This is a genomic window from Mycobacterium persicum (assembly GCF_002086915.1).
Classification (GTDB): domain Bacteria; phylum Actinomycetota; class Actinomycetes; order Mycobacteriales; family Mycobacteriaceae; genus Mycobacterium; species Mycobacterium persicum.
The window spans coordinates 3824311-3836501 of sequence record NZ_MWQA01000001.1; the positions used below are offsets into that span (position 1 = coordinate 3824311).

The 12191-nt window shown below is 68.5% G+C and carries 10 protein-coding genes; 3 read left to right on the forward strand and 7 right to left on the reverse strand.

What is annotated here, in order from left to right:
• Nucleotides 1–164 precede the first annotated feature (164 nt).
• The 5 genes from B4U45_RS17445 to B4U45_RS17465 all read right to left on the reverse strand — a co-directional run bounded on the left by B4U45_RS17445 (nucleotide 165) and on the right by B4U45_RS17465 (nucleotide 6249).
• The gene (locus B4U45_RS17445) at nucleotides 165–2351 is read right to left on the reverse strand and encodes an AAA family ATPase (RefSeq protein WP_122526365.1); all 2187 of its coding nucleotides are present in this window, start codon (nucleotides 2349–2351) and stop codon (nucleotides 165–167) included.
• Nucleotides 2348–3208, reverse strand: coding sequence for a CDP-diacylglycerol--serine O-phosphatidyltransferase (gene pssA, locus B4U45_RS17450; protein WP_075546264.1), 861 nt, complete (start codon nucleotides 3206–3208; stop codon nucleotides 2348–2350). Before pssA ends, B4U45_RS17445 begins: the two co-directional genes overlap by 4 nt.
• A complete protein-coding gene (locus B4U45_RS17455; RefSeq protein WP_082275323.1) occupies nucleotides 3205–3969 on the reverse strand; it encodes a phosphatidylserine decarboxylase in 765 nt (254 codons plus the stop codon). Before B4U45_RS17455 ends, pssA begins: the two co-directional genes overlap by 4 nt.
• 95 nt (nucleotides 3970–4064) lie before the next feature.
• Nucleotides 4065–5270 carry a molybdopterin molybdotransferase MoeA gene (gene moeA, locus B4U45_RS17460; protein ID WP_075546263.1) on the reverse strand — a complete coding sequence of 402 codons (1206 nt, stop codon included), beginning with the start codon at nucleotides 5268–5270 and terminating at the stop codon, nucleotides 4065–4067.
• Between the two features lie 16 nt (nucleotides 5271–5286).
• On the reverse strand, nucleotides 5287–6249 hold the full coding sequence (locus B4U45_RS17465; protein WP_075546262.1) for an SDR family NAD(P)-dependent oxidoreductase: 963 nt from the start codon (nucleotides 6247–6249) through the stop codon (nucleotides 5287–5289).
• A gap of 67 nt (nucleotides 6250–6316) precedes the next feature.
• On the opposite strand from B4U45_RS17465, the gene B4U45_RS17470 reads away from it, so the two are divergent.
• From B4U45_RS17470 to groL, 3 genes are all read left to right on the forward strand, one after another.
• Nucleotides 6317–6796 carry a VOC family protein gene (locus B4U45_RS17470; protein ID WP_075546322.1) on the forward strand — a complete coding sequence of 160 codons (480 nt, stop codon included), beginning with the start codon at nucleotides 6317–6319 and terminating at the stop codon, nucleotides 6794–6796.
• The gene (locus tag B4U45_RS17475) at nucleotides 6787–8226 is read left to right on the forward strand and encodes a flavin-containing monooxygenase (protein ID WP_075546261.1); all 1440 of its coding nucleotides are present in this window, start codon (nucleotides 6787–6789) and stop codon (nucleotides 8224–8226) included. Before B4U45_RS17470 ends, B4U45_RS17475 begins: the two co-directional genes overlap by 10 nt.
• Nucleotides 8227–8468: 242 nt before the next feature.
• A complete protein-coding gene (groL, locus tag B4U45_RS17480; protein ID WP_075546260.1) occupies nucleotides 8469–10091 on the forward strand; it encodes a chaperonin GroEL in 1623 nt (540 codons plus the stop codon).
• A gap of 148 nt (nucleotides 10092–10239) precedes the next feature.
• Here the strand turns inward: groL and B4U45_RS17485 are convergent, their stop codons facing one another.
• Nucleotides 10240–10635 (reverse strand): hypothetical protein, encoded by a 396-nt coding sequence (locus B4U45_RS17485; RefSeq protein WP_075546259.1) that lies wholly within the window; start codon nucleotides 10633–10635, stop codon nucleotides 10240–10242.
• A 58-nt stretch (nucleotides 10636–10693) separates the two neighbouring features.
• Nucleotides 10694–12151 (reverse strand): capsule stability/integrity protein PPE10, encoded by a 1458-nt coding sequence (locus tag B4U45_RS17490; RefSeq protein ID WP_122510273.1) that lies wholly within the window; start codon nucleotides 12149–12151, stop codon nucleotides 10694–10696.
• Nucleotides 12152–12191 lie beyond the last annotated feature (40 nt).

The window sequence follows — 12191 nt, forward strand, 5'->3', positions numbered from 1 at the left end:
GCACGCTCGATGCTGCGACATGACAATCGATTCGGTGAGCGTGGTGTGGCCGAGAACAGAGCCAAGGCTTGCGCAAGTCGACTTGTCGACAGGCATTCCCGGTCACTGGTCACCCTGAATTTCCGAGTGCGGTGGGCAGGACGAACATCCGGCCCCGGGCGGCGTCACAACGTCTTGGCGAACGCGCGCAAAGACTGCACCTGCAGCGGATCCAGCGACGGCCGGACGATTCCCCGGGCAGCGGCCAGGTCCGCGGCGGTGACGTCGGCGGCATCGATGGAACGCCGCATCGCGGTCAGGGCGGCCTCGCGGAGCAGGGCCACGCAGTCGGCGGCGCTGTACCCGTCGAGCCCGGCGGCCACCTCGTCCAGGTCGACGTCGGCGGCCAGCGGGACCGATCTGCCGGCGGTGCGCAGAATTTCGCGCCGCGCCGCCGCGTCGGGTGGTTCGACGAACACCAGGCGTTCCAGCCGCCCCGGGCGCAGCAGCGCGGGGTCGATCAGGTCGGGCCGGTTGGTGGCGCCGAGCACCACGACGTCGCGCAGCGGGTTGATGCCGTCGAGCTCGGTCAGCAGGGCCGCCACCACCCGGTCGCTCACTCCGGAGTCGAAGCTTTGGCCGCGCCGAGGTGCGAGCGCGTCGACTTCGTCGAGAAACACCAGGGACGGCGCGGAGTCGCGGGCGCGCCGAAACAATTCGCGCACTGCCTTTTCCGACGAGCCCACCCACTTGTCCATCAGCTCGGAACCCTTGACCGCGTGCACGCTCAGCTGCCCGGTACTGGCCAGCGCACGCACCACAAAGGTCTTGCCACACCCGGGCGGGCCGTAGAGCAACACCCCGCGGGGCGGCTCGACCCCCAACCGGGCGAAGGTATCCGGGTGCTGCAACGGCCACAACACCGACTCGGTCAGCGCCTGCTTGGCCTCGACCATGTCGCCGACGTCGTCGAGCGTGATGCTGCCGACGGCGACCTCTTCGCTGGCCGAGCGGGACAGCGGCCGGATGACGGTCAGCGCGCCGACCAGGTCTTCCTGGTTCAGCGTCGGCGACTGGCCGTCCGCGCTGGCCCGCGAGGCGGCCCGCAATGCCCCCTCGCGCAGCAGCGCCGCCAGGTCGGCAACTACGAAACCCGGTGTGCGGCTACCAATTTCGTCGAGATCAAGGTCGCCGGTGGGGACGTGCTTGAGCAGCGCTTCCAGCAATGCCCTGCGGGTGCCGGCGTCGGGCAGCGGCAGACCGAGTTCCCGGTCCAGCAGCTCGGGTGCGCGCAGCCGCGCATCGATCTGGTCGGGCCGGGCGGTGGTGGCGATCACCGCCACGCCGTCGGTGGCCACCGCGGTGCGCAACTCGGCCAGGATCAGCGAGGCCACCGGCTCGGCGGTCGCCGGCAACAACGCGTCGACGTCGATGATCAGCAGCACCCCGCCGCCGTCCCGCACCGCCGTGACTGCCTTCACGGCAGCGGCGACGGCTTTGAGCCGGTCTTCGGCAGCCAGCGCGCCGACCTCCGGTCCGTCCAGCTCCACCAGCCGGCGCCCGGCGCACACCGCGCGCACCAACGTCACCTTGCCGACGCCGGCCGGACCCGACACCAGCACCCCCAGGTTGGGGCCCGCCCCCAGAGTCTTGAGCAGGTGGGGCTCGTCGAGCGCCAGCTTGAGCCATTCGGTGAGCTTGGCGGCCTGCGGCTGGGTGCCCTTGAGCTCTTCGACCTGGATCTCCGGGGTGGCGACGCTGGCTTTCTCCGCGGCCGTCGACGCCCGGTAGGGCACCCCGGAGCCCCAGGTCACCAGGGAGTTCGGCTGCACGCTGACCGGCCCTTCGGGATCGACGCCGGTCACCGTTAACAGCTCCGAAGTCCAGCTGATCCCGACCGAAGCCGCCAATGCCCGGGTGGCCGTCGACGTGGAGGTTCCAGGACCCAGGTCGCGGGGAAGCAGTGACACCGCGTCGCCGACCGTCAGCACCTTGCCGAGCAGGGCTTGGCGCAAGGTGAGCGGCGAGATCGACTGAGAGGCCAGCGTCGAGCCGCTCAGCGTCACCGTTCGCGCGCCGTAGACGGTGACCGCGTTGACGAGCACCGCGGTGCCCTCTCGGACTCCCGCGTTGGACAGCGTGACGTCGTCCAGCAGGATGGTGCCGACCGGAATCTGCGGGCCGGCCATGCCGGCCACCGCTGCGCTGGTTCGGGACCCGGTCAGCGATACCGCGTCCCACTCCCGAATGCCCAGGGCGGCAATCGCGCTCGGGTGCAGCCGCACCACACCCCGGCGCGAGTCGACGGCCGAGGTATTCAGCCGCGCAGTCAGCGTGAGCTGCGTTGCCGACGCATCACCGGGACGAGTCACAACCGCCGGCCCGGCTTACGCAGCCCCAGCCGCGCCATCGACCGCCGGTGCGGTTGCGCTCGGCGGATCGCGCGCCGGGCGGCACGTCGTTGCTTGGGTTTTTCGCCCCACACCTCGGGATGTTCGGCCAGCCAGCGCTTGCTGCGTACCGCGAACGGGATGTGGCACACGTACGAGATGATGATGACCCAGATCAGGATGTAAGGAGCCAGGACGGAGGCGGCCGCCACGATGGCCAGCACCGCCAACAGCGGGGCCGCCAGGTTGGGCGGCACCGCGACGGTGTGGATCTTCTTCATGGGGATCGCACTGACCATGAGCAGCGACGTGCCGGTGATCCAGAAGGCCAGAAAATACACCGACGTCCACCAGCCCTCGCCGAACTGCAATTTGAGGCCGATAAGACCGATCATCGACACCGCGCCCGCCGGTGCGGGCATTCCGACGAAGAATTCCTTGGCGTAGGGGGGCAAGGTGCCGTCGTCTAGCTGCGCGTTGTACCTGGCCAACCGCAACACCACACATACCGCATACAGCAACACCACCATCCAGCCGACCGGCCACTTGGACAGCATCGTTACGTAGACCACCAGCGCAGGTGTCACGCCGAAGTTGACCGCATCGGCCAGGGAGTCGATTTCGGCGCCCATCCGCGACTGGGCGTCCAGGATGCGGGCCACCCGGCCGTCGAGGGCGTCGAGGATGGCGGCCACGGCGATCAGTGCCATCGCGGGTATCGGCTTGTGGTCGAGGGCGAACTTGATCGAGGTCAAACCCGCGCAGATGGACAGCACCGTCATCGCACTGGGCAACAGATGCAGGTTCACCCCTCGTCTGATCCGAGGCTTGGTGGTCATGGCAGCTCGGCCAGTACAGTCTCGCCGGCGATCGCCCGCTGACCCTCCCTGACCACGGGCTCCGCGCCGGGCGGCAGGTAGGTGTCCAGCCGCGAGCCGAACCGGATCAGGCCGTAGGTGTCACCGATCGACAGCTTGTCCCCGACGTGTGCGTCGCACACGATGCGGCGTGCCACCAACCCGGCGATCTGCACGACTATGACCTCTGAGACCTGCGAGCCGCTAGAGGTGCGGATCCGCACACTGGTGCGTTCGTTGTCGGCGCTGGCCGAGGGCAGGTCAGCGGATCCGAAGCGACCGGGCCGGTGTTGCACGGCGATCACTTCGCCGCTCACCGGTGACCGCTGCACGTGGACGTCGAAAATCGACAAGAAGATGCTGACCCGGGGCAGCGGTGCGGCGCCCATGCTGAGTTCGGCGGGCGGTGCCGCGGAGTCGATCACGCAAATCACGCCGTCCGCCGGCGCGACGATGACGCCCGGCCGGGTCGGCGATACCCGGGAGGGGTGCCGGAAAAAGCCCGCAGACGCACCCGCGGCCAGCAGACCCGTCCGGCGCAGCCAGCGAAGATCACGTCCGGTGGCGGCCTGACCCAGAATCGCGGCCGACGCCGCTGCCAGGCCGGCAGCGATGAACGGCCGCCCCGCCGGGTGGATCGGCGGAACGGTGGATCGCACCAACGCCAGCAGGTGCTGCGGGCTCAACGTCGGTTCCGGAAAGGAGGTGCCCTCCTGAGCGGAAGGGCGGGGGCGTCGTGCCACGCGGTCATCTTACGGAAGGCGGGCGTGCGGTGTGTCCGAGTCGATCCGGTGGCCCTGGCTAACTGATGGGACCGCCGCTGATCGGCGGACTGAGATCAGGACAGATCCCAGACCTGCACCTCGGTTCCGGCGAACACCTCGACGACGTCCTCCGGTATGTCCAGCAGCGCGTTGGCCGACGCCAGCCAGCGCAGATGGTGGGAGGCCGGCGGGCCGTAACTGGTGACCTGTCCGCTGTCGGCGTCCAGCACCGCCCTCCGGAACTGCCGTTTGCCGCGCGGCGAGGTCACCGACTCGGTCAGCATCGCGGCCCGCCGCGGCCGGAACGCATCGGGAAAACCCATGGCCATGCGCAATGCCGGCCGGATGAACACCTCGAAGGACACCAGCGCGCTCACCGGATTGCCCGGGAGGGTCACGATCGGTGTGCCCGCCACCACGCCGACGCCCTGCGGCATCCCGGGCTGCATCGCCACCTTGACGAATTCCACGCCCTGGTCGCCGGCCCGCCCGAAGGCGTCTTTGACCACTTCGTACGCCCCGGCGCTGACGCCGCCGCTGGTGATGATCAGGTCGGCGTCAGCCGCGCGGCGCTCGATGATCGCGGCGAACTGCGCGACGTCGTCGCCGGCGGTCTCGGTGGCCGCCACCATGGCACCCGCGTCGCGCACCGCGGCGGCCAGCATGACGGCGTTGGACTCATAGATCTGCCCCGGCCGCAGCGGGTTGCCCGGCGGCACCAGTTCGGATCCGGTGGAGATCACCAGCACCCGTTGGCGCGGAATCACGGTCAGTTCGGGCAGTCCCAGGGCCGCGGCCAAACCGAGCGCGGCCGGCGTCGCATGTTGGCCGGCGTGCAGCACGGTGGTGCCGGCGGCGACGTCTTCGCCGGCGCGCCGGATGTGCTTACCCAGCATGGCCCGCTGTCGGATCGCCACCGTCTGCACCCCGCCGTCGGTGACTTCGACGGGGACGACAGCCGTGGCACCGGACGGCATTGGCGCGCCCGTCATGATGCGGTGCGCGGTGCCGCGTGCCAGCCGCAGTTCGTCGGTGCGCCCGGCTGGGATGTCCTCGGCCACCGGCAACGTCACCGGATGCTCGGCCGTCGCGCCCGCGGTGTCCTCGGCGCGAACCGCGTACCCGTCCATCGCCGAGTTGTCGAACACCGGCAGCGACAGCGGAGCGATCACGTCGCCGGCCAGGACCAGGCCCTGGGCTTCGCTGAGCGCAACCGTCACCGCCGGACGTGCTCGGATCATGTCGGTGACGATGAACTGGTGTTCTGCTACTGATCGCACCCGGCCATTATGGTCGCTAGACCGGGAAGTGGACGCCGGTCAGTTCCTCGGAGACCGCCCACAGCCGGCGTTGCAGCTCCTCGTCGTGTGAGGCAGCGCTGGACTGCACCAGCTTGGGGTGGCCGCGTTGCTCGGCGAAACCGTCGGGACCGTAGTACTGCCCGCCCTTGACGGACGGGTCGGCGGCGGCCCGCAGTGTCGGCAGCGCACCCATCTCCGCGCTCTGGAACAGCACCGGCCCGAAGATGTTGGACAGCGGTCGCACAATCCGCGGCAGGTGGCGCGCCAATTCGGTGTTGGAGCCGCCCGGGTGGGCGGCGACGGCGATGGTGGCGGCCTTGGGATCTGCCGCCAGCCGGCGCTGCAACTCGTAGGTGAACAGCAGGTTGGCCAGTTTGGACTGGCCGTAGGCGGCGATGCGGTCGTAGCGTTGTTCCCATTGCAGGTCGTCGAAGTGGATCGCGGCGCGAATCCGGTGGCCCAGACTGCTGACCGTCACCACCCGCGAACCGCGCACCGGCAGCAGCCGGTCGAGCAGCAGGCCGGTCAGCGCGAAGTGACCGAGATGGTTGGTGCCGAACTGCATCTCGAACCCGTCCTCGGTGACCTGCCGGGGCGTCCACATCACCCCGGCGTTGTTGACCAGCAGGTCGATCCGGGAATACGCCGAACGCAGCGCCTCGGCGGCGGCGCGCACCGAACCCAGCGAGCCCAGGTCGAGCTGCTGCAGCGTGACGTCTACTTTCTGGGCATTTCGGCCCGCGGCGGCGACGATGCGCGCCAGGGCGGCGTTGCCCTTCTCCAGGTTGCGTACCGCCAGCACCACGTGCGCGCCACGGAAGGCCAGCGCCGCGGCGGTGTGGTAGCCCAGGCCGGTGTTGGCGCCGGTGACGACGGCCACCCGGCCGCTTTGATCCGGGATGTCGGCTCGCGACCACTTGCGGTTCGCCGTGGCGTTTTTCGAGACGTCAGAGGTCATGGGGCACAAGATACTCAGTGGCGTCAACGGCGGCGCCCGGCGCTACGGCCTGAGTAAAGTTGAGAACGTGATTACCGGTTTGGCGCACACCGGCATCTGCGTACCCGACTGTGCGGCCGCGGTGGCGTTCTATCGCGAGGTACTGGGCCTGCAAGTGCTCTCGCCACCGTTCGTCATCGGCGGTAACGCCATTCGCGACGACATGGGCGAGCTGGTGTCCGACCCCACGATGAAGGCGGCGATCGTCGGCCTGCCCGGCGACGGCGACCGCGTCCTCGAGGTCATCGAGTACCTCAACGTCGAAGGTTCCGATCAACGGGCCGCGGCGGCCCTGAGCGATCACGGCCTGACGCACGTCGCGTTGATCTGCGACGATCTCGACGCCACCCGCGCCGACCTGGAAAGCAAAGGGGTGCGCTTTCTGGTCGACGGGATCGCCGAGGTGGCGCGGGTCCGCACCACGTGGTTCGCCGACCCGTGGGGAGTGGTGTTCATTCTGGTCGAGAAGAGCCGGCCGGAACGACCCTATTTCGCGCAATGGCACTGAAGCCGCGGGTCGCGGTGATCGGAGCCGGCGCCGGCGGCATCGCGATGGGCATCCAACTCGCCGGCGGCGGGTACGACTTCACCATCTTCGACCGCGCCGAAGGCTTCGGCGGCACTTGGCGGCACAACACGTTCCCGGGCGCGGCCTGTGACGTGCCGTCGCACCTGTACTCGTATTCGTTCGCGCCCAACCCGCGCTGGAGTAAGACGTACGCGAACCAGCCGGAGATCCTGGCCTATCTGGAGAAGGTCGCTGCCGACTACGGACTGCAGGCCCAGCTGCGGCCCAACACCGCGGTCACCACGGCACGCTGGTCAGATGCCCGCAAGCGCTGGATGCTGACCACCGACGACGGCCGCCGGCATGAATCCGACGTCCTCATCAGCGCCGTCGGGATGCTCGACGTGCCCAACATCCCGGATATCCCAGGGGCGCAACGGTTTCGCGGCCGGCAGTTCCATTCGGCGCGCTGGGATCACACCAAGTCGACGGCGGGCGAGCGGGTGGCGTCCATCGGCACCGGCGCCAGCGCAATCCAGTACGTGCCGGCGATCGCCGCGCAGGCCGCGCACCTGACCGTGTTCCAGCGGACCCCGATCTGGATTTCCCCGCGATTCGACATCCCGTTCACCGCCGAGCAGCAGGAGCTGTTCGAGCGCGACCCGGCCACCGCCCGGAAACTTCGCGACGAGGCCTTCGACTCCTACGAGTCGTCCAGCTTCGACATCGACGCGGCGCAGACCAGGGAGGCAACCGAACTGGCCCGCGGCTACCTGCTGCGCAAGGTGGCCGACCCCGAACTGCGCGCCAAGCTGACTCCGGACTATCCGGTCGGCTGTAAACGGCCACTGATGTCGCGCGACTGGTACCCCACGTTTTCGCTGCCCAACGTCAGCCTGGAAACCACCGCTATCGCCGAACTGACCGAACACGGCGTGCGCACCGTCGACGGCGTCGAACATCGCGTCGACACCGTCATCTACGGCACCGGGTTTCACGCCGCCGACTACCTGGCCAGCATCGACGTCTACGGGACCGGCGGCCGTCGGCTCCGCGAGGATTGGCGCGACGGCGCGGAGGCGTATCTGGGCACCCTGGTCGCCGGGTATCCGAACTTCTTCATGCTCTACGGCCCCAACACCAATGGGGTCAACTCGATCATCTACATCCACGAGGCGCAGACGACCTTCATCCGCCACATCCTCGACGTGCTGACCGGCCGCCGGGCGCGCACCGTCGAGGTGACGCCCGCGGCGCAGCGGCGCTACAACGACGAGATCCAGGCCGCCATGGAAGGCAAGGTGTGGCTGGCGTGTGCCAACTACTTCCGGCATCCCAGCGGGAAGGTCGTCACCCAACTGCCCTACAGCGGCCGGACGTTCTTCGAGCGCACCCGCGCCATGGTGCCCGGCGACTACTGGATCCAGTAGGTGATGCGGGGCGCGAAGGCTGCCGGAATCGATCACCGACCCCTTCCTTGCACTCGGCATGGGCGAGTGCTAAGAATGACGTTGGCACTCTCCACCGGCGAGTGCTAGGTCGGGACGGTGAGGTCCAGCCGCAACAGCTGCGATCGTCCGTCGCGGGCACTGCGCCCGGCCAGCGTAAGTAACGGGGTGGTCGTCACCCGGCGGCCCCAGTTTCATTCCCAATCCGGAGGAATCACTTCGCAATGGCCAAGACAATTGCGTACGACGAAGAGGCCCGTCGCGGCCTCGAGCGGGGCCTCAATGCCCTCGCCGACGCGGTAAAGGTGACGTTGGGACCCAAGGGTCGCAACGTCGTCCTGGAGAAGAAGTGGGGCGCCCCCACGATCACCAACGATGGGGTTTCCATCGCCAAGGAGATCGAACTGGAGGACCCGTACGAGAAGATCGGCGCCGAGCTGGTCAAGGAAGTCGCCAAGAAGACCGACGACGTCGCCGGCGACGGCACCACCACGGCCACTGTGCTCGCGCAGGCGTTGGTCAAAGAGGGCCTGCGCAACGTCGCGGCCGGCGCCAACCCACTGGGCCTGAAGCGCGGCATCGAGAAGGCAGTCGAGAAGGTCACCGAGACGCTGCTCAAGGGCGCCAAGGAGGTCGAGACCAAGGAGCAGATCGCTGCCACCGCGGCCATCTCCGCGGGTGACCAGTCGATCGGCGACCTGATCGCCGAGGCGATGGACAAGGTGGGCAACGAGGGTGTCATCACCGTCGAGGAGTCCAACACCTTCGGCCTGCAGCTCGAGCTCACCGAGGGTATGCGGTTCGACAAGGGCTACATCTCCGGCTACTTCGTCACCGACGCCGAGCGTCAGGAAGCAGTTCTGGAGGACCCCTACATCCTGCTGGTCAGCTCCAAGGTGTCCACCGTCAAGGACCTGCTGCCGCTGCTGGAGAAGGTCATCCAGGCCGGCAAGCCGCTGCTGATCATCGCCGAGGACGTCGAGGGCGAGGCGCTGTCCACCCTGGTCGTCAACAAGATCCGCGGCACCTTCAAGTCGGTGGCGGTCAAGGCGCCCGGCTTCGGTGACCGCCGCAAGGCGATGCTGCAGGACATGGCGATCCTCACCGGCGGTCAGGTGATCAGCGAGGAGGTCGGCCTGACCCTGGAGAACGCCGACCTGAGCCTGCTTGGTAAGGCTCGCAAGGTCGTCGTCACCAAGGACGAGACCACCATCGTCGAGGGCGCCGGTGACTCCGACGCCATCGCCGGGCGGGTGGCGCAGATCCGCGCCGAGATCGAGAACAGCGACTCCGACTACGACCGCGAGAAGCTGCAGGAGCGCCTGGCCAAGCTGGCCGGCGGTGTTGCGGTGATCAAGGCCGGTGCCGCCACCGAGGTGGAGCTCAAGGAGCGCAAGCACCGCATCGAGGACGCGGTGCGCAACGCCAAGGCGGCCGTCGAGGAGGGCATCGTCGCCGGCGGCGGCGTAACCCTGCTGCAGGCCGCGCCCACGCTGGACGAGCTCAAGCTCGAGGGCGACGAAGCCACCGGGGCAAACATCGTCAAGGTGGCGCTGGAGGCCCCGCTGAAGCAGATCGCGTTCAACTCGGGCCTGGAGCCCGGCGTGGTCGCCGAGAAGGTCCGTAACCTGCCCGCGGGGCATGGCCTCAACGCCGCGACCGGTGTGTACGAGGACCTGCTCAAGGCCGGCGTTGCCGACCCGGTCAAGGTAACCCGTTCGGCGCTGCAGAACGCGGCGTCCATCGCGGGGCTGTTCCTGACCACCGAGGCCGTCGTCGCCGACAAGCCCGAGAAGGAAAAGGCCGCCATGCCCGGTGGCGGCGACATGGGAGGCATGGACTTCTAAGTCCCGGTACGAAAAGCCCGGCCTGCTTTTGCAGGCCGGGCTTTTTCGCGCGCCGAGACTGCGTACCCGGCTGCAGGACCGGGCCAACCTAGACGCCCACCGCAGTTTCGACGCAATGGCCGCAGACTGGACACGCGCGCAGGGCACGCTACGGCGCCGAGAACACCACACAGTCGTGGCGGCAGCCTTTGGCCGCTGCGGGGGAGTCGGGGTCGGCCTCGCGGTGCAGCAGCGCGCGGGTGGGCACCACCCCCAGACGGACGGTCTCCTCACCGGCTTGTGCTACTTCAGCGCTGCCGTCAACGATCAGCGAATAGCCGCCGGGCTCACGCGCGGGCCATAGCAGCGTCACGTCGCGGCGCTGCGCCAGGTTCTTGCGGGTTCCTCCGCCGACCAGCCCCACGTCGAGGACGACCCCGCGCAGTACCGGCTCGACGGTCACGGTGTGCGCGCGGTAGTCGTCATCGACGGTGATCAGGTAGGCGAAGGGATAATCGGCCAAGGCGGCGGCCAGCCGCGTGAGGTCTACCTTTTTGGCGCCCATGCAATCGAGGATAGGCGCCGGTAAAGACGGGCCGATGGGCGCTGCTGGGCTAGTCGGGCTAGTCGGACCGAACCGGCAGCTTGATGCCGGTGCCGGGGTCGGCAGGTTCGCGGCTGGGGTAGAAGGTCGACTTGGGGATGCCCGACCCGGGAACGCCCGGAGCGCCGCTGACCGGCTCACGGACCGGGGCGTTGCGCACACCCGAGTCGTTGCTGCCCGAGTTGTAGAAACCGGTGTACCCGCTACCCGGGTTGCGCAGCCCGGCATTCGCCGGCGAGCCGGTGCCGGCAGTGGCGCCGCCGCTGTTCGCGGCCCCGGGGTCAACTGCCGCGGGAGGAGTGATCGGCGTCGCCGCCGGGGGTGTGGCCGGGGCCGGGTTGAGCGCGTTTGCCAGACCCGGGTGCACGCCGCCCGTCTGACCGAGGGCGGAGCTGAGAATGCTCGAGCTCAAGGTTGCCGTGCCACCGGTTGCGTAGCTCGCGGAGTTGGCCAAGCCGGCGTCCAGGCCGGCCGTGCCCGGCACGTTGTTCTGCAGCACTGATTGCCACAGGCCCGCGCTCATGGCGCCGTTGCCGAAGCCGGTGTTGATGTTTCCCGAGTTCCCAAACCCGTTGTTGAGGAAGCCCGAGTTGCCGATTCCCAGGTTTCCGTTGCCGGAGTTGAAAAAGCCGATGTTGCCGGTGCCGGAGTTGCCGAAGCCGATGTTGCCGCTACCGGAATTGAAGCCGCCGAAACCGACCTGGTTATTGCCGGTCAGCCCAACACCGACGTCATGATTGCCGGTACTGCCGAAGCCGAGGTTGCTATTGCCCAGGTTGCCCATGCCGACGTTGTTGTTGCCGGTGTTGCCGCCGCCGATGTTGCTGCTGCCGGTGTTGCCGATGCCCAGGTTGCCGCTGCCGGTGTTGCCGATACCGATGTTGCCGCTGCCGGTGTTGCCGAAGCCGAGGTTGATCGCGCCGTTCTTGCCGATGTCGATGCCGAGGTTGCGCAGCACCTGTTGCCAGGGCGCCAACAGTGACGCGGCCGCGGAGGCGTCGGCGTGGTATGCCGCCATCGCCGCCACATCCATCGCCCACATCTGCTCATAGGCGCCCTCGATGTCCATGATGGCCGGGGTGTTGAACCCCAACCAATTCGTGGCCGCCAGCACCTGCATCAGGCCACGGTTAGCCGCGACCACCGCGGGCTGCACCGTGGCCGCCAGCGCCGCCTCGAAGGCCGTCGCCGTGGCCGCGGCCTGAGCCGCGACTTGCTCGGCCTGGGTTGCGGCCGCGCTGAGCCATGCCATGTATTGGGTCGCGACGGCCATCATTGCCGCCGACGATGGACCCAGCCAAGAACCATTGGTCAGCTCGGCGACCACCGAGCTGAACGACGACATCGACGACGCCAATTCCTCGGCCAAGCCGCCCCAGGCCCCGGCCGCGGCAAGGAGCGGTCCCGCGCCGGGACCGGCGAACATCAGCGCCGAATTAATCTCTGGCGGCAACCACGCGAAATGCGGGTTTGTCACTAGCCCAAACTACCCGCCCGAGCCCCTCGACGTGGCCATA